This window comes from Bacillus sp. jun7 (assembly GCF_051034795.1).
Taxonomy (GTDB): domain Bacteria; phylum Bacillota; class Bacilli; order Bacillales; family Bacillaceae; genus Bacillus; species Bacillus velezensis.
In genome coordinates, this window is the sequence record NZ_CP093219.1 from 891,129 (window position 1) to 911,888 (window position 20,760).

Annotated in this window: 3 protein-coding genes; all 3 read right to left on the bottom strand. The window is 44.1% G+C overall.

All coding sequences use genetic code 11. The annotated features are described in order from the left end of the window. Window positions 1-112 precede the first annotated feature (112 nt). Genes MJQ52_RS03815 through MJQ52_RS03825 form a run of 3 tightly spaced genes read right to left on the bottom strand, consistent with a single transcriptional unit; the run spans window position 113 to window position 20,743 of the window. Window positions 113-5,017 (bottom strand): SDR family NAD(P)-dependent oxidoreductase, encoded by a 4,905-nt coding sequence (locus MJQ52_RS03815; RefSeq protein ID WP_434181860.1) that lies wholly within the window; start codon window positions 5,015-5,017, stop codon window positions 113-115. 23 nt (window positions 5,018-5,040) lie between these two features. Beyond that, the gene (locus MJQ52_RS03820; protein ID WP_094246972.1) at window positions 5,041-12,042 is read right to left on the bottom strand and encodes an SDR family NAD(P)-dependent oxidoreductase; all 7,002 of its coding nucleotides are present in this window, start codon (window positions 12,040-12,042) and stop codon (window positions 5,041-5,043) included. After that, the gene (locus MJQ52_RS03825) at window positions 12,035-20,743 is read right to left on the bottom strand and encodes a type I polyketide synthase (protein WP_094246973.1); all 8,709 of its coding nucleotides are present in this window, start codon (window positions 20,741-20,743) and stop codon (window positions 12,035-12,037) included. Before MJQ52_RS03825 ends, MJQ52_RS03820 begins: the two co-directional genes overlap by 8 nt. Window positions 20,744-20,760: the final 17 nt, after the last annotated feature.

The window sequence follows — 20,760 nt, forward strand, 5'->3', positions numbered from 1 at the left end:
TTGAACTGGTTGTCCAAATGCCGCCGCTGCATTGACGATAGCCATTTCAGCCAAGGATGCGTAAGGGAAAAAGGACACGTTTCCTTCAGACAGACTTAGTGCGAACGGATGATTACGGCTGATTTTTTTTCGTGAAACTGAACTGATTAAAATCGGACGTGTTACTCCCCAAGAAAGGGTGACCCGTCTTACTCACATCCGCTGAAACAAGTGCTTCCCCTTTTTCCGCTATCCAATACCGCTGTTTGATCAGCGGTTGTCCCGGAATAGAAATCCTGCGGGCATTCCGATTCACCTCAAAAGTCTCCCAATCTATCTTTCTTCCGTTTACCCATTTGGATGCTGCTTCGGCGTAATCTGAACAAACGTGAGGCATTTCATTGTGAACTTCTGATTCGAATGTATTACCGGTATAACTTAAGCTGCTTTTTTCACCCCTGGTATAAGCTGAAAGCTCTTCAGCAATGACCTGCCCGGAATCTGCCACTATCGCCAGCCGTTCTTCCATATGATCGCGCCCCGTCTGAAGTGTATAAGCAATATCCTGAAGACGCAGTTTATGATTGTTATCCTTCGATTCATTTTCTGATAGAAAATCAGCCATAACCTTCGCATATTTTATCAGCCGTTGTTTGTCTTGAGCCGATAAAACAAAGATCACTCGGCCGCTTTGATGATCAAAAGCTTTTGGCGGCTCATACGCTTCCAATATAAGATGCGCGTTTGTCCCTCCTGCCCCAAAAGCGCTTACCCCGGCTCTTAAAGGATGAACAGCATGGCTGTTTTGCGGAATATTCCATTCAGCCGCTTTCCGCTGCACTTGAAAAGGAACCTGATCAAAATCTATAAACGGATTAACAATATCGGAATGCAGAGAGGGAACAAGCTGCTTATTCTTCATTTGGAGAAGCACTTTCGTTACCGCAGCGATTCCTGCCGCAGATTCTAAATGTCCGATATTTGATTTCACCGAACCGATGGCGCAAGGATGGTTCAATTGATAGGAATCTTTCAGTCCTTGAATTTCAATCGGATCGCCTAATGACGTCCCTGTTCCATGCGCTTCAATATAATTGACGGTGTTCGGATCAATGTCAGCTTTACGAAGCGCTTCTGAAATGACCTCCGCCTGTGCATCCGGATTCGGTATGGAATACCCGCTCGTCTTTCCTCCGTGGTTAACGGCGCTTCCCTTAATCACACCGTATATTTGATCTTGATCTTCTATTGCGTTTTTCAATGGTTTTAACAATACAGCTCCGACTCCCTCACCGGGAACATAACCGCTTCCGTCTTTTCCAAAACTCCGGCATCTGCCGTCACTTGATAGAAACTGTCCCATGCTGAGGAACTTATATTTATTCGGATGTATTGACAAATTCACTCCGCCGGCTAATGCCATATCGCTCTCTCCGCAATGTATGCTTTGGCATGCGTAATGAATAGAGGTCAGTGATGAAGAGCACATTGTATCCAGAGCCAAACTCGGACCTTTTAAATGAAAGTAATAAGACACCCGATTGGCAATTGAAGAATAGACGGAAGCCGGCGAGAAAGCCACTCCATTTTCTTCTCCTTCAAATAGTTGATATTGGCCCCACATGGCACCGACAAATACACCGACTTTCATCTTTTCCAGCATGTTTCTCGGGTACCCTGAGTCTTCAAAACAATTTTTGGCCGTTTCTAAAAAGAGCCTTTCCTGGGGATCCATAAGTTCTGCTTCCCGTGGGGAAATATGAAAGAAAAGCGGATCAAATTGATCGGCACCGCTGATAAAACCTCCCCACTTGCTGTAAGACTTCCCTTTCATATCTCTGTCTTCGCTGAAGAAATCAACCATATTCCAGCGGTCAGGCGGGATTTCTGTAATACAATCTTTTCCGATCTTTAAATTATCCCAAAATTCAGGTAAGTCTTCAGCCATCGGATACTTTCCGCTTAATCCGATAATGGCAATGTCTTGATGCCTTATATCAGCCGTTTCATTTATTTGGATCTCACGGCTTTCATCCTCCATTAAGGTATCTTGAAGTGCAGATTCCAATTTTTCTTTGTCACCTTCAAACACGATCAGCTGTGATGCGTTCAGAGAGAGTGAATCTTGAAAAGCTTTGATCCCATTGGTTTTACTAAGGGGAACCATACCGATTTTTTGTTTCATCCATTTTTCAGTTTGTTTATCCACTTTCATGCCGCCGTCTTCCCATAGGGGCCAGCCGATGGCTACTGAGACGCCAGAGCGTTCTTTTTTCCGCCTCATTCCTTCACGCCACTCAGCGAAAAGATCAATGAACCGGTTGGCCAATGCGTAATCCGTCTGTCCGATATTCCCGTACATCGAGCTGCTTGATGAAAACATCACAAAGAAGTCCAAAGGTTCGGTTTGCAGCAAGCTGTCCAATAAGACCGTCCCATTTATTTTCGGAGCGATCACTTCCTGAATTTCATCTTTTGATTTTTGAATCAATAAAGCGTCGTGCGTCACACCGGCACTGTGTATCACACCGTTGATTTCTCCGAATTGCCTTTTAATGGCTTTTATGATTTGCTCTGCATCGCGGCTATCTGAAAAATCTCCTCTTATATATTGAACCGAAGAACCGCCTGCTTTCATTCGGCTGATTTTGTTCTTTTTGTCTTCCGTCAGTTCAGAACGGCCCGCTAAAATAATATTGGCTTTCGTTTGCGCTGCGATATGTTCTGCAAATATAAGGCCTAAGCCGCCGGCCCCTCCTGTAATCATGTATACTCCGTTTTCTTTAAAGGAGAAACTTGAGTTTTGAGCCGGTTCTGCTTCCCGTAAGGCACGGACCCAGCGCACATTTCCTTCATAATAAAGATCGGTTTCTCCCGGATGCGCTTCAGTTGATTCGCATCTGATGATTTCAGCTGTAAGAGCCGGCAACGATGACATGTCTGAAACTGATATCCCGATTGTCTTAAGGGCCAGTTTCGGGTTCTCAAGCAAAATAGACTGCCCTGCGCCATGGACTGAAGCGTAAAGCGGCTGATCATTTTTATGATCCGCCGGATAAAGGAAAAGCGATACAACCTTTTTTTCCGCCTTGCTGCGCATCAATGCCCGGCTGAAAAAGAATAGCGGGTAAGCCCCTTTAGAAAGCTGTTCACTTATTTTTTCCGGGCCGGCAAATGATCCTTCCGGCCACCCGTAAACCACGGTGTCGGGCATTTGCCCCCTTTTTTTCAGATCAGCTGCAAGCCTGTCAAAGTGAGCTTCCTCCCTGTGGTCTATCTCATAAACACCGTCTCTATGATAGGAGAAACGATTCCCTGATAAAACGAGAATGATCTGTGTATTTTCGAATCCATTTTCAGCATTTTCCCGCATAAAGTGAAAAAGCTCTCTGTCATATTGAAACAGCAGACATGTTCTTTTCTTTTTATTTCCGCAATGCGGGTCCCAAGCGGCAGCCTTTTGTCTCCAATACGGCGTTAAATAGGTCAGAGCCGTATGATTCTCTCCATGATGAAGAGGGAGGTCTTTTTCAACGGAAGTCTTTTCGCCGCTCTCCGCAAAATAATTTGCAAGTTTTTGAATCGTCGGATACTCAAACAATAAAGTAGGATACAGTTCCCTGCCTGTTTTCTCCTCCAATGCTTTTACGGCTTGCATTAGTGTGACGGAATCCAGGCCTTGTTCATAAAAACCTTTTACCACAGAGAGTGTTTCAGGGGCAGTCCCTTTGATATCTGCGATCAGCTGCTGAATGTCTCCTTCTGTTATAAGAGCGGAAAGATTTTCGTTCTTACTTTCTTTCATGTCAGGCTTTTCAGCCGATTGATTTTGCGTTAAGAAATAACTGGACATTTTTTGATTTTCTTTAATATACGCGGCGAGTTCCCGGATCGTTTTCTGCTCAAACAGGAGTGTAGGATACAGCTGTTCCCCTGTTTTGTTTTCAAGTTCTTTGACAATGGCAAGCAAAGAAGCGGAATCCAGGCCTTGTTCATAAAAACCAATGTCTGTCCTTATGTCACGCAGGTCTATATTTGAAACCCCGGATATTAATTCTTTAAGGTGTGTCTCAATGCTTTCGCTTCGATCTATGATTGAATCTTTTCTGATCAGGCCGTCTTTTGGCTGAGAAGCCGCTTCAGTTTCTAAACGAGTCTGCTTCAGATTTTCAATTAAATCTTTTGAGCGAATATGTTTCACAGACAGCCGTGTAAAATAAGCGATCATCTCCCCGTGTGCATCGTACAAACCGTAACTTACTTGGATGACATCCCCTGAATCATGATGTTGGTCTTGCTTCTCTATGTACACATAACACCTGTCTTCCAGGCGCTTCGTCATACGGAAAGATTCAATATGAATGGGAATATACGTTTTCATCCGGCTTGCCGGAGATCCTTGTGTAAAATATTCGGGACATGCCTGATAAAGGATCGATATGATGGTAGACGCATCAAGAAAAGTGGGATGCAATTGAAAATAGCCGGTATATTGTTTGGCAATTTGGCTGAGCGACAACTCTGCAAGTACAGAATGATCAGACGCATAAACCTTCCCCAGACTCTTCATAAATTCAAAATGCTCTATATCAACCTTTTTTAAATAGTCATAACATATCTCCATATCGGCTTCACGGACGGAGGCATGTTTGATTTCATCGATATGAATTGAACTCATGTTTTCCGGGAATTTCTGCATGAGCCTGCAGTTCATATTCTCATCCCAGCTTTCATCCAGAATGCGGTCATCTTTTACCTTTCTGCTCTTCGCCTGAATTTCCCATCCCTGTTCCAATCCCTGAAAACGGATGCGGATTTCTCTGTCAAAGGTATCCGATGTTGCTACAGGTTCCAAATACAAAATATTCTGACACTCGAGTTCTTCAATAGGCAAACCTTTGCTCAGCGCCATACGGTATATCATATCTAAAAATGTGACACCGGGTATAATCCGGGTGCCATGCACCCGGTGATCCCTGACAATATAGTCCGTATGTTTAATTGTTAATGTGAACTGATAGTTTTGATTACTGGCCACCTGTCTCATTCCTTTTCTTTTCTTTATAATTCTTTGAAATCAAGTAAAGGAATCAGCAATTCTGACTCTTCCTTTTCTGGAGTTTCTCCATTGTCGATCCAGCATTGTTCCTTATTGAATATAACCGGAGAAAGCGGGTGTCTTTTTGTCTCTCCATATCCTAACGTGAGATGGCTGTCGCTCAATATCATATGTGCGTTCGTGCCCCCGAATCCAAAAGAACTGATTCCGGCTCTCAAAACCCCTTTTCTGGGACGCCATTCTTTTAAAGACGTGTTCGGAAAGAATGGCGACTGATCAAATTTAAAACGCGGATTTGGCGTTTTACAATGTAATGTCGGCGGGAGCATCTGATTTTTTATGGATAAGGCAACCTTTATAATACTCGCTATCCCCGCTGCGCTCATTAAATGTCCGAAATTCGTTTTTACGCTGCCTACTCCGCAAAATTGCGTTTCTTCCGTAACCTCCCGGAACACTTCAGTCAGCGCTTTTAATTCAATCGGATCTCCTATCATCGTACCGGTGCCATGCGTTTCGACATAACTGAGAGTATCTGCATCAATTCCGCCTTTTTTCAGGGCTTTTTTTATCACTGCGCTTTGCGCTTTCGGATTAGGTGTTGTCATCCCCATTGTCTGTCCGTCATTATTAACCGCGGAGGAGTCAATTACCGCGTAAATTCTGTCACCTTCGGCAAGGGCGTCATCAAGTCTTTTCAAAAGGACTGCGCCGCATCCTTCTCCCGGTACAAATCCATCTGCCTTTTCATCAAATGTATGACATTTTCCTTCGGGTGAAAGCGCCCGAGCCTCACTCAGCATGACGTAAGGCTTTTGATCCAGCAAAATGTCAACCCCGCCCGCAATCGCCATATCTGACTCTTTTGACATCAGGCTTTGACAAGCGAGATGGACGCTGACCAATGAGGAAGAACATGCCGTGTCTACAACCAGATTCGGTCCTTTCAGATTAAAAAAATGTGAGATATGCGCGCCTATGAAATTTTGTCCTATACCTACGATCGTATTTTTTGAAGGTGAACCTATTTTGGACATAAACGTCCCGGTCCGCGAACCGATAAAGACGCCGACTTCTTTGTTTGATACTTCTTCTTTTGTATAGCCGCCGTCTCTCAATGTCTGGACGCTGACCTCAAGGCATTTTTTGATTAACGGATCAAGCTCTGATGCTTCACTTTTGTTCATATTAAAAAACGCGGGATCGAAAGACTCAATATCTTGAAGAAATCCGCCCCACTTACTGATACTTTTTCCTTTCTCATAGGTGTCAGAGTAGTATGAAGAAATATCCCATCGCGACGCCGGGACTTCACGGACACTATTTTGTCCTTTCTTCAAATTTCTCCAGAACGTTTCTGTGTCCGGAGCATCCGGAAACTCACAGCCCATTCCGATAATAGCGATTTGGTTCAGACTGGTTTGTTGCATTTGAGATCCGCTGTCCCGTACTTCGGGAGCATTTTGATTTATATGTTGCTCTTTTTTCCGACCCTCAATGTTTTCTGAATCAATTTGAGGACTGATCCCCTCACTTGCAAATAATTCGTTTAAATAGACGCCCAGTTGTGAAAAACTCGGATACTCCAGAAAAGCCGAAGGTTCAATTTTTATTTGAAATGCATCTTCCGCTTTTTTGACAAGCTGAACGAGTAAGATTGAATCAACTCCGTAATCCGCAAAAGACGTATCCTGATCTAATTTCCCGTAAGGTATTTTCAGCTCTGCGGAAAAAATCTCCATTAACTTCCTGATCATAGCTTCATTGTCTCCATGACCAGAGATCACTTTTTCCTCAGCATCCGGGTTATTTTTAGCAGCTTGAATTCTTGTCTGAAGCAGCTGCTGCAGCTTGAATTTCTCCTGATGTGTCTTTGCCGGTATAAGGCATGGATATCCGTTTATCGTCATGATTTCATCCAGCATAGAAATACCTGTTTCTGTTGAGTGTGAAAGTAAACCGAGTGCCTGATATGATGGACTTGTCACCTCGCCCATTCCAATGTCCTTCCAGCTCGGCCAGTTAATTGATTGATAATATGTTCTGCCGGCTGCATGCTGATACGCCACAAAGTAATCCATAAAAGCGTTCGCCGCGGCATAGTCACTTGTTCCGGCGCCTAATAAAGGAAAAGCGCTCGCAACAGATGAAAACAAAATGAAGAAATCAAGTTCGTCATCAATAAAAATGTCATGAAGTACCTGCATCCCCTGCACCTTTGGCTCAAATACTTCTCTTATTTCTTTATCAGATTTATGGATAAAAGCCGGATTCGAATGATTGGCTGCACCAGCGCAATGAATCACCCCGCCGATTTTGCCGAACTTCATTCGCACCTCTGAAAAGAAGCGATGTAATTTTTCTTTTTCCGTGAGCGGCCCAGCATACACTTCCACCTGAACTCCCTTTTGATCCAACTCATGCAGCAGTTGTAATTTCGAATAAAGAGGTGACTTTTCATCGGTGTCTTCTAACATGTCGGCTATTTTATCAGATTCCGGAAGGTCGGTTACTCCCATCAGCACAAGTTTTTTGACTCCCTTGCCGGCATAATGTCTGGCAAGTTCTGCTCCGATCCCTCTTGTTCCCCCTGTAATAACCAAGGTTTGATCCGTACGGCATACCGGCAGACCGGATAGTTTCCGGTTTATTTCCGCCGCATGTAATTTCTCGACGTATGGAATATAACGTTCACCGTTCCGGTAGCAGATTTCACTATACAGCCCGTCAGCGCAAGCTTCATCTGTGATTACCTGTCTCAGTTCCGCCGCAGTCCCGACATGCCCGTCTACATCTATTGTTTTTGATTTTATCTTTTGATACTCCGCGCTCAGCATTTTATATAGTCCGGCTGTTTCGGCTCCGGCTAACGACGGCTTGTCATTCAGAAATGTCTGCAGCCCTCTTGTCACATGTAAAACGAAAAGCTGTTTACGTGTCTTTATGATTTCCTGCAGCAGTGTCAGCTTCCCGATTGTGCCGGTGCGTGCCCCGTTTTGATTACTCCGCAAATCTGACAGGTCAATCATGCCGATGATTTCCGGATTTTCTTCTATGACTGCTAGAGCCGTTTTTTTGGTTTCTCCATCCGAATGATCCCAGTTATCTGCGCAAATGACAGCGGATTCAATCAGAGGATCTGAATCAAACAATTCGAATGCAAGCCGCTCACTTTCACTATTAGCCAGGATCATCACCTGTCCTTTCGTAAAAGCGGAAGGCGCAGCCTTTTGTTTTTTCCACGATTTTTTTAATACATCAAATGATAAGTCAGTCGGTGCATGGGGCAGACTCTGCGGTACACCTGTTTTTTTCTGTTTCTCTGCTGCTTTTGCGGCAGGCACCCAATATCTGTTCCGTTCAAAAGGATATGCAGGAAGAGAGATAAGCTTCGGTAATTCCGCAGTGTACATCTCTTCCCATTCAACGTCTCCTCCGTTCACCCAGTGAATGGCCATTTCTCTTGCATTTTCAAAGTGAGCGGCTGACAGGGCATCCTTTTGACCAGAGCCTCGGCGGGCCTTTCCCCTATATAAACCGTTTAACTTATGATCTGACCGCAAATACGTCGTCAGCTTATTGCGAAGATCGTCAATGCTGCTAACCTCAACAGCGAGCCGCTCTTCCATAGCGTTTCTCCCGGTCTGCGAGGTGTACGCGGCATCAGCTAGTGACGTTTTTGGCTCCAGTTCTTTTATATATGCATCAATCAAGAGTCTGAGCCGTTCTTCATTTTTGGCAGAAAGCAGAATAATTTGCGTCTTGTTGCTCTGTACCGTTTCCATCTTTTCTTCATTCTTATACTCTTCGATGATAATGTGGGCATTAGATCCTCCAGCGCCGAACGAACTGATGCCCGACCTTCTGGCTTGATTTTGCGGCGTCTTCCAATCAGTCAGTTCAGACTGCACGTAAAACGGTGTTTCCTCAAAATCAATATTAGGATTTAAGTTATCGGAATGAAGAGAAGGAGCAAGTTGTTTATACTTCATTTGCATCAGCACTTTTGTGATAGAAGCAATTCCCGCCGCGGCCTCTAGGTGTCCGATATTTGACTTAACCGAACCAATTGCACAACGATAATCGCTTTTCGAGCTGTGCAAAGCTTTGGTTAAACCTGAAATTTCAATCGGGTCTCCCAAAGATGTCCCGGTGCCATGCGCTTCAATATAACTTATGCTGTCTGCATCAATCCCCGCCTTATCAAGAGTTTCACTGATGACGTTTGCCTGCTCGCCCGGATTTGGCACAGTGTATCCGTTTGTTTTTCCGCCGTGATTTACAGATGTTCCCTTAATCACACCGTAAATCCTGTCCCCGTCAGCCTTTGCGGCAGAAAGCGATTTCAAAAGAACGGCCCCGACTCCTTCTCCCGGCACATATCCGTCTCCTCCCGCTCCAAAGCTTCTGCAGCGCCCATCGCTTGAAACAAAATGATTTTGAGAAAGTAAAGTATATTTATCCGGGTGTAAGGATAAATTCACTCCTCCGGCTATGGCGAGGGTGGATTCTCCCCTTTTTATACTTTCACATGCAAAATGAACAGCAGAAAGTGAAGAAGAACACATTGTATCAATTGCAAGGCTGGGTCCGTGCAGGTCAAAGAAATATGACACCCGGTTTGCGATAGACGAATAAGAAGATAAGAGCGCCTGACGTCCCTCATCATCTGAAGCACCGGCTGCAAATAACTGATAGTGGCTGTAGGTGACGCCGACAAATACACCTGTCTTATGCCGTTTCAACTTTTTCTTTGTGTAACCCGCATCTTCAAACGTGTGCCATGCTGTCTCTAAAAATAACCGTTCCTGAGGATCAATTAACTCGGCATCACGAGGCGAAATTGAGAAGAACAGCGGATCGAATTTATCAGCGTCTTTTATAAAACCTCCCCATTTGCTGTCATGACGGGCATTGTCACCTGTGTGATAATATTTCCGAAAATCCCAGCGCTCTTTCGGTATTTCCGTTATACAATCTTTTCCGGAAGAAATATTTTCCCAAAACTGTTCCACATCCTTCGCCATCGGGTAGCGGCCGGCTATACCGATAATTGCAATATCTTCCTCGGAAGGTGCGGATGGTATGCGGGAAACGGAAAGCTTCTCCCGTTTCGCCGGCGCCGAATGATCAATTCGCTGTTCGGCTGCCGGTAAAAACGCCTTCTTCAACTCATGTTGATAGTGTTCAAGAAAATACTCTGACAGCTCTTCAACACTGCTGTATTCAAAGAAAAGAGTCTTAGACACTCTTCCAAAATACTTTTCCAGACGGGAGTTAAGACCTAAAATCGTTAGAGAATCAATTCCGTAACGGTCAAATGTATCCTCGGGTAAAATGCTGTCCGCCGGTCTTCCCGTTTCCGCACCGACAATCTCTGTCAATAGACGTATCGTTTGCTTTTTCAGATCTTTTTCATTTAATTGCGGCAGACTATTGTTTTCAGGCACAGTCTCTATCTTTTTATGGTCAGTTGAGAGTAATTCACTTATTCTATCTTTGTCTCCGCTGATAACAGCCAGCTGAGAAGCAGAACGGCTCATACTGTCCTGAAAAGCGGCAAGCCCTGCTTGGGCAGATAAAAGTTCCAGCCCCGTGTGTCTTAAAGCCTGCATCTCTGCCGGACCAACTGTCATATTCCCCGCATCCCATAAAGGCCAATTAATAGAAAGTGTTTTCCCGGGACGTCCCTTCGTGCTTCGATACTGGGTGAATCCGTCCATACATCCGTTAGCGAAGGCGTAGTCGCTCTGACCCGCATTAGGCAGAACGGCCGAAAGGGATGAAAACATAACGAAGAAATCAAGAGGCTCTTCTTCAGCTGCTTTATCCAGCCAAACGGTTCCGAATACTTTAGGCGCTATAACTTCTTCTATGCTTTCTTTCGCTTTTTTTATGATAAATGCATCCTTAACAAGTCCGGCACTGTGCAAAATTCCGTTTAATTCTCCGAATGTCTGCTTAATGTGCTTAATTAACGCGTCCGCCTCTTTTTCCTTTGAAATATCTGCCGGGACATATAAGGCTTCAGCGCCGAGATTTTCAAGAGCGCTCAATTTTTGCGCCGTTTCACGGGATGCCGGGGAACGCCCGGTTAATACCAGCTTGACTTCTGCCTGTTTCGCCATATATTCCGCAAACAGATACCCGAGACCGCCGGCTCCTCCCGTAATTAAATACACACCGTTCTTTTTTACACTGAAACTATGTTTCTCCCCATCTTCTTTTTTTACTCTTTTAAGCTGCCTTTTATAATAATGCCTCGGCTCATAACAGGTAAAGTGGTCCGTCTTGCATTGATTGTTCCATTCAAAAGAGATGACATCTGCAATATGCTGCTTTGTAAACGGCTCGTCAAACATTGATTTCAGCTCTGCAGCCTTACATGTGAAATTCGGGTTTTCGGCCTGTACGGTCTTAAGAAAACTTTCAACCGCGTTATAAATGGGCTGAACCTCGCCCTCGGTATTTTCATACAGATACAAAATTTCTGCTTTCGGACAAAGTTTGTTCGCCATGAAGGCCTGAAACATTTGAAACAAGGAAAACAGACTTTTATTGAGCTGCTTTCTCATTGCATCTTCTGTATTTTTGAAGAGCCCGGCAGCTAAAAAATGAATAATATGGCGGGGTCTTATATTTTGAGAACGCAGAACCCCGCATAGCGCATCATAATCCTCATCTTTTGCAAAGTTCATTTTAAAACGACCGTTCCGGCAATCTTCGAAACGCTCGCCGGAAGTCACGTAAATGAAAGGCGCCTCATAACCTTCAAGCTGTCTCTTCATTACGGTATACATGCTGTCGTCTTTGCAAAGAAATAAAATTGGCTCTTTCGTATTCGGGAATTTTTCACTGCCTTTAAATTCATGTCTATCCCATACCATTTCATATAGATGGGTTTTCCCCAAGCTCTTAATTAATTCCAGCCCTTCTTCACGCGTCAGGCTGCCTTCTTTCACCTTTTTCACGATTTGCTCAATTTGCATCGTTTTTTCATTCATGGAAAAGCAACTCCTCTATCAGCTCTGACGTCTCTTTCGTATTCATCTCACCTGTTTGTGCTTTTTCAAGAAGCGACATGATTTCTCCATCTGCTGTATCTTTATTTGAATTGTGAAGCTCAGTGTTCGAGAAAGCCTCAGCCTTCTGCGCTTCATCTTTATTTAAATGAATCCAATGTCTGTTCTTGCTGAAAGGATAAAGAGGAAGAGACAGTTTAACCGGTTTGAGTTCCTCCTCATACAAGTCTTCCCAGCTGATTTCACAACCGATCGTCCACAACTGAGCCAGTTTGGCCGGCTTGTTTTGCTGAATCAGTGATTGAACATATGCATGACCTTCGGGGCCGCCGAATAAAGGAGCGTACAGACTATCAAAATCCGTTACATTTCCTTCATAAACACCTTGCAGCCTGCTCCCCTGAATGTAACCGTTTAATTTTTCAAGAAGATCTCCGGTATTCGAGCAAGTGATCGCAAGGCGGCATTCAAATGGTTCCCTTCCGGTTTGCAGCGTATATGCTATTTCTTCAAGACCGATTCCGGACTTTTCTCTAAAATTGCCATTATACGGTTTATCAGCTGATCGATTCCGGACGCTGCTGATATAGCGGCACAGCTCGCTCAGGGTCATTAATTCCTGAAATATGTCTAGTGATATTTCTGTGCCGTACATTTGGTTTATATAAGAGATTAATTCGGAATAAGCCAACGGATCAAATCCGAATTCCGAAAGAGGTGTCTTTGCATCTATATTTGCGGTATCTAAACGCAGGATACCCGCTGCCGCTTCCCGAATCGCCTCTTGCACATCACGTTCCTGCACCTCTTGCTGACTGAATTGAACTGATAGTTCTTCATGTAAAAACGTTGTTAACTCTTTGGCTTTAACCATCAGCCTTTCCTTTGTTTTGGCCGATAGAACAATGATTTGATCCCGCTCGGCAGTTACTGCTTTATCTTGTCCGTATTCAAATTCTTCCACGATGACATGAGCATTTGCCCCGCCGAATCCAAAGGAACTGACTCCGGCACGGCGCGGAATTTCATTTCCTTTTCGATCTTTTAATCTGGCCCACTTCATAGTTTTATTGACAATATGAAACGGTGTTCCGCTTAATTGAATGTAAGGGTTCAGCTCCTTGACATGAAGTGTGGCAGGCAATGTTTTATACTTCATGGATAGTAATACTTTAATCAGCCCCGGCATTCCAGAGGCGGGCTCTAAATGACCGATATTCGTTTTTACTGAACCGATGCCGCAATATTGGACATGATTCTTTCCTGGATGCGGCTCAAAAGATCCAAACGCTTTTTTCAAGCCTTCAATCTCAATCGGATCTCCCAGTTCTGTTCCGGTTCCGTGTGCTTCAATATAAGATATCGTATCAACAGGAATATCGGCATTTTTGTAAACAGACGTTATTAGTTCAGCCTGAGCTTCCGGGTTCGGAGCGGTCAATGAAGCAGATCTTCCTCCGTGATTTTCTCCGGTTCCTCTCAGGACTCCGTAAATATTGTCTCTGTCATTCATTGCCGCTTGCAATGGTTTCAATAACAGAACAGCTGCACCTTCACCGCGGACATAACCGTCGGCAAGTTTATCAAACGTCTTACATCGGCCGTCCCTAGACAAAATACCGAGTTTATCGGTATACATATGAGTGACTGGATCTAAGAGCAGCGAAACCCCGCCTGCTACCGCCAGCTCACTTTCACCATTTTGAATCGAGCGCACAGCTCTGTGGATTGCTACAAGACTGCTTGAGCAGGCTGTATCAATGGACTCACTCGGACCTCTGAAATTAAAATAGTGGGATACACGATTGCTGATGAGCGCCTGGCTGTTTCCGGTTCCCGCAAACGCATGCGCCCCGTCCGAATGCCTCATCAGCAGCTGGCGGTAATCATTAAATTGAATGCCCGTAAACACCCCGATATGTTTGCCTGACAGCTTTGAAGCTTTGTAACCCGCATCTTCTATCGCTTTCCAGGTTTCCTGCAAATAAATTCTGTGCTGAGGATCCATGAGTTCTGCTTCCCGCGGATTAATATTGAAAAACGCCTCATCAAATTTATCAGCATCTGTGATAAAGCCGCCCCATTTCGAATGTACTTCGCTGCTTCCTTTGCCTTCGGCGTATTTTTTCCAATCCCAGCGATCCGGGGGAATTTCCTGAATTGAATCTTTTTCATTGATTAAATTGATCCAAAACTCATCTGCATTTTTTGCTCCCGGAAAAACACAACTCATCCCGATAATGGCAACTGGCTGCTTCTCTGGATGATGGTCAGCCTGTCTTGCTGTCTTTTTTTCAAACGGAAAACTTCGCGGCGGCTTCACTGTTTTCCCGGTGGTTTTCCCGGCGTGCACTACTTTCCTTTTTTCAGAAATGGTTTTTTCTGCATCTGTATTCCCTTTTGCAACAGTACGCAGTTCACTGTTTAGAAATTCCGAAAGAGACTTTATATGGCTGTAAGTAAAGAAAACGGCAGGTGTCAGCTTAAGCTTGTATTTTTTATTCAGTCGGACAGCTAATGTTTTCAAACTGATAGAATCAAAGCCGAGATTGCCGAAATTCTCTGCCGTATCCAGCTGTTCAATGTTTATTTTCAATAATTCCGACACCATTTGCTTCAGTTCTTCAAGGACATTGTCTGCAGAATCCGGTGCTGGATAAGAACTTTCCTCTTGACGAACCGGAAGTGTATTTACTTTTTGATGCGGCAGCTCTTTTTTTGCTGGTGTAGTTCCCGCATCCCCGGTAACAACCGAAATTTGCGGACAGTCACTTGCCAAAATTGTCTCAAAAGCCGCTATCCCTTCTTCCGTTTCCAAATAATCAAACCCGGATGCGGAAAGATATGCGTCTTCAGCTTCTTTGTTTAAATGCATTCCGCCTTTACGCCACAACGGCCAGTTAATCGAAATGCTCTTGCCTTGTCTCTCTTGCCGGCGGCTCTGTTCGGATCTCCAATTTATATATTGATCTTGAAAATAATTGCCCAACGCATAGTTAACCTGTCCAAAATCTCCGAAGACCGAAGAAATAGAAGAAAATACGATAAAGAAATCAAGCGGCTCATCTTTCGTTAATTCATCTAAGCATACCGTTCCTTCAATTTTAGCAGTCATGCCTTCCGTAAAATCAGTCAGATTCATCTCTGTAAATAACCGATCATCGGCATGACCAGCTGAATGAATAACGCCTTGAAGGGAGCCCCAAGTCCGTTTCGTTTCTTCTATGACCCGTCCCATCGTCTTTTGATCTGCGGCATCAGCTTGATAATATACCGCATCCCCTCCAAGCGCCTGCAGCCGGTCAATGTTATGGCGTTTATCAGCTGTTAACGGTGACCTTCCCGTCAATACCAATTTTGCTTGATACTGAGAGGCTAAATATTTTGCGAAAATCAGGCCCAGACCGCCCAAACCGCCCGTTATGAGGTAAATCCCTTTCTGTTTCAGCTGATGAGAGTGCTCTGTATGATTGAATACATACTCCTTTAATGTCTTAACATACCTCTTGTCATTTATATATTTAACTTCTTCCGCCTGCCGTTCCACGCCTGAAACCATTTCGTTAAGACAAAATTCAGCCATTTTTTCAATTGATATACGTTCTGAAAAACCGATTGACTTCACATTCTCTGCGGATGGCACCAACATATTTGCCGTTTTTAAACAGCCTGCAAGAGCGCCCGTATACGGATCATTCACGCCTTTTTTAAAAGAGTGAACAAGAAGCAGAGAATGAAGATAAAGAGAGGCGTCACTGCGGGCGCTCAGGGCTTTTAATAAATAAAAAATTGATTCCAGGCCGCTGAGAAGGCGGTCACCCGCGTAAAATGTTTCTCCCGTGTGCAAGATGACATCAGGAGAAAACCCTTTTTTCTCCAATTCTTCGAATAAACGAATATAATCTGACGTCACTTCCGGGTTTATACAGAATGTCAGCAGATTTTGATCGGTCTGCCGCTGATCCGGCGTGACGAGAATGACACGGCTGTCTGATTGATTTTTCAGAGCTCCAGCCAATGCTTCATCTTTTGCAAAAACCAGAATTGTTTTTGGCTCCCTATCTTTCATTTCAATCAGAGGGTTTTTTTGATCCCACTTATGCTCATAAAAACGTACATTTTTATTAGGCTTTTCGCCAAAAACCAGCCCGCTCAGTTCCATCAAAATCCCGCCGGCATTGTCTAATACATACACATCATAAGCCGAATCGCTTTCTTCAGTTTGTTCTGCATATACATAAACGGGTTCAGTCTCATGATCAAAAATCGTACATTCTTTAATATTTTCCGGGGTCTCTCCGGCATTTTCCCCCGCAAGGTATACGACGGCTTGATATGCGCTCTCAATCACTTCCGGTTTGATTATGCACCCTTTCGGCCCGGCCTTTGCTTTTATCTTTAAAAGCACCTGTCCGTTCCTGCTGACGCAGTGCTCTGCGGCTTTCAGACTGTCACTGCAGCTGTATCCGAATTCGGCAAGCCGCTGATAAAACGCTTCGTACGGTATACGGTCTGCGCCCTGAGACAGGAACGGCTCAAGATGAATATTTCCGTTCTCGTACGCCCCGCCTTCTAATTCGAGCCGCCCTGAGGAATAAATGGATAAGTCGCTCTGTTTTTCTATAGAATACGATGCACCCTGATTATCCGGGGTTAATACAATCCGGATCTGCTCATTGCTTCCGCTTTGTAACATCGGTTCTCTAAAGGAGAGCTCAGTTAATTTAATAATCGGATTCCCTGAAGCCATCGCTCCGGCAGCTCTCGCCATTTCAATCTGGCTGAGAAACGGAAACATTTCCTTGTCTTGATACTTTGTTTTTATATACAAATCGGTATTGCTTACATTGATAAGAAACTTCTGGGCTTTAAAATCAGATATATTGCATGAAATGTAAGGATGCAGATCGTTATTTACGTTCATCCGGCGGCTTCCCGTATTTTGCGCATCTATTCTGCATAGCTCTTTGGCAAATGGATATCCCGGTGCTGATACCCGTCTCAAAGTGACATCTTTATAAAGTGACGGCCAATCTACTCCGTTACCGCCAACCCAGTATTCAGCAATCTTCACAAGATCCCTGTTTGCGGCTGCTTCTTCAATTTCAGCTTTGTTCATCCTTTGAGCTTCTGTTGTGTCTTTGCCGCTTGTAAAAATATGATCCCTCGCATTTCCGAGAGTATAGTCTGTCAGCCCTTTAAGCAATTCATCTCTTGTGGAGGCGATAACAGCCAATCTGTGCGGCATTTCTTCTCTCCCGGTTTGTAAAGTAAATGCTGTATTTCTAAGTGTTTCTAATGGATAATCTCTGGCTGCTATATGTTTTTTTGCGCGTTTTGCATATTCTGCCAGCCTTTCGGCATTTTTTGCAGAAAAAACAAATAAAAGCTGTTCAGGTTCTTCAGCCGCGAGAGGAGAGGTAGCTTCATCCGCAAATTCTTCTAAAATAACATGGGCATTAGCTCCTCCTGCCCCGAAAGAACTGATTCCGGCACGCCTGGGAACGGATGACTCCCATTTTTCTGCACTGTCCGGTACATAAAAAGGTGTTTTTTGAAACGGTATATTCTCATTCAATTCAGCAGAATGAGTCAGTGACGGAACAATCGTTTTATGCTTCATTTGAAGAATAACTTTCGTAATGCCCGCTATGCCTGCAGCAGCCTCAAGATGTCCGATATTTGATTTAATCGACCCGATCGCGCATGTCTTCTTATCGCGTTCGGCACCTGAAAATGCTTTGGTCAGACCGGTGATTTCAATCGGATCTCCTAACGCGGTGCCTGTTCCGTGAGCCTCTATATAGCTGATGCTTTTTGGATCAATACATCCTTTTTTTAAGGCTCTCGTAATGACCTCACTTTGAGCTTTTGGATTCGGCACAGTATATCCATTCGTCTTAGCACCGTGGTTGATCGCTGTTGCCTTAATAACTGAATAAATCTGATCACCGTCGGCAATAGCCTTTTTTACAGGTTTCAGCAGCACGGCACCTGTCCCTTCTCCCGGCACATAGCCGTCTCCTCCTGAACCGAAGCTTCTGCACCGGCCATCACTGGATAAAAATCCACCTTGAGTCAGGAGTTCATATTTATGAGGATGAATGGATAAATTGACGCCTCCTGCAATTGCAAATTCACATTCATTCCTGATTAAACTTTCACAGGCAAAATGAACAGCCGTTAATGATGAGGAACACATCGTGTCCAAAGCAATACTTGGCCCGCTGAAATTAAAGAAGTAGGATACCCGGTTTGCGATTGATGCATATGAGGAAGAAACGGCCGCTTCGTGACCAACGCTGTACAGCTGATATTGGCCGTACATAACCCCTGCAAAAACACCGACGTTTTTTCTTTCAAGCGTTTTCTTTGCGTACCCGGCATCTTCTATGGTGTGCCAAACCGTCTCTAAAAACAGTCTCTCCTGCGGATCAATTAATTCAGCTTCGGCAGGAGAAATATTAAAGAACAACGGATCAAAATGATACACATCGTCAATAAATCCCCCCCATTTGCTTTGGTTTTTTACTTCGTCGCCCGCCGCAGGCTGATAGTGCAGCCCCGAATCCCACCGATCCTCAGGTATCTCAGTTATACAGTCTTTACCGTTCAATAAGTTTTCCCACAGAGTATCAAGATCATTTGCCATCGGGTAACGTCCGCTGATACCGATAATAGCGATATCATTGTCATGATACTTCTCCTGCTGGACCTGTTTTTTCATCTGGATTTTCTGTTTCCCGTTAACATCGGCTGTCTGTTTATTATCTTTTTTCTTCTGAGATGGGGTGCCGCTCCCGTTTTCTCCTAACCGGAGTTTATGAAGAAGAGTATCCCTGTGCTCCTCAACGAAATACTGTGACAATTCTGCTGCAGTCTGATATTCGAATAACAGCGTTTTTGAGAGCGCGCCGAAATGTTTTTCAAGCTCATTCGTCATATTGATAATCATAACGGAATCAAGTCCGTATTTTTCCAATGCCTCTTCTGCATCTATTTTGTCCGCAGGCATCCTGAATTCTGCAGCAATTATTTTTATGATAAAATCAGATGTTTCAGCTGTCAGTTTCTCTGAATCAAATGATTCGATATTTCTCCCTGTTCCTTCATCTGCCTGAATGCTGTCTTTTCGTTCATATAATTGAGTAACATGGTTGTCAATTTGCTCATCTCCGTAAAATACAGTAAATTGCGAAAAACCGGAGGACATTGCGACTGCAAACGCTTTTTTACCTTCTTCTTTTTCTAAAGGATAAAAACCCGCCTTTTTCATTGTCTCTACCGTGCGCTCATCCACTTGCATGCCGACTTCTTTCCACAGCGGCCAGTTCAGAGAGAGAGAAATCGTATCAGAATGCTGGGCAGAACGCATATTCATGAAATGATCCATATAGCTGTTTCCAAACGCGTAATCAGATTGCCCGACATTTCCCAACACTGCGGAAGTAGAGGAGAAGCAAATGAAAAAGTCAGGATTTTCTTTCTCAACAGCATCATTCAGCCACATCGTACCCAATACTTTCGGTCTGATTACCTGATCGAATTCCTCTCGTGACTTGTTAAGAAGGAAAGAGTCCCGGATGATTCCCGCGCCCTGAATGACCCCGTTTACTTTTCCATAAGAAGTTTTGGCTTTTTTGACTACATATTCGGCTTCTTCCTTATTGGTAATATCAGCCTGAACATAAACAGCTGAAGAACCGGCATCCTCCAATCGCCTCAGCTGTTTTCTTATATGGTCTGAAAGCGGAGATCTTCCTGTTAAAACAAGGCAGCATTTTGTTTGAAAAGCCAAATATTCTGCAAAGGTAAATCCTAATCCGCCCGCGCCGCCCGCGATAATATATACTCCATTTTCTCTCAGCGGCACATCTCCGCTTCCGGAATTTTTTTCGGGTTCATACGTTTTGAGCTGTTTGACATAACGCTGCATGTCTTTATAACGGATCTCTACATCTGAAGGCTGGAAATCACTCAGCTCATTGCGTATGATATCAGCTGCGTGAACGGCTGCTATTGACTGCTCCATTTCAATGCTTTTTGCTGAGATTAACGGATTTTCCAGCTGCAATGTCCGCAAAAATCCGCTTGCCGCCGCGTAAAGAGGCTGTTCTCCGGAAAGATGCGAAAAATATCCATATAACAGCTTGATCGGTTTGCGGCAGTTATTTTTGAAGAGCGCCTGTTGTAATAAAAACAAAGAATTGACTCCGCTGTCGCATTGTTCACGAATCGCTCTCTCTGTTTTTTCAAACGGCATGTCTGACCATAAATGCACCGCTTCCCGTATATCTGACTTTTCTTCTTCTATAAGCCATCCTAACAGGTCTATGTAATCTTTTTCAGAGCGGGGGTCGATTTCAAATACACCGTCCCCGGTTTTTCGAAACTCTTTCCCCGGCTTAACCAAAATAACCCTTGTATCATGCAATGCAGCAAGTTCTTTACTCACATCTTCATTTTTATCAAATAATAAAAGGCTGCCCTCACGCCGGCCGCCTTTTACATGAATGCTGAGATCTGTCCGCTGCCAGACCGTCTGATAATATATCGCCTGTCCGTTAACCCCTGCGGAATGAAAACCAAGCTGCTGTATCCGCTTTACTCCTTCTTCCAAAGAAATGTTGCCGCTTTCTATGTCAGAAAGTACTTTTTTTCTAATATGACGGGCTTCTTTCATAAAAATCTTCATCCCCT

Bases quoted from the DNA above. Each gene is read 5' to 3' on its own strand.
- MJQ52_RS03820 (WP_094246972.1), bottom strand. From the start codon at position 12,042: ATGAATGAAAAAACGATGCAAATTGAGCAAATCGTGAAAAAGGTGAAA.
- MJQ52_RS03825 (WP_094246973.1), bottom strand. From the start codon at position 20,743: ATGAAAGAAGCCCGTCATATTAGAAAAAAAGTACTTTCTGACATAGAA.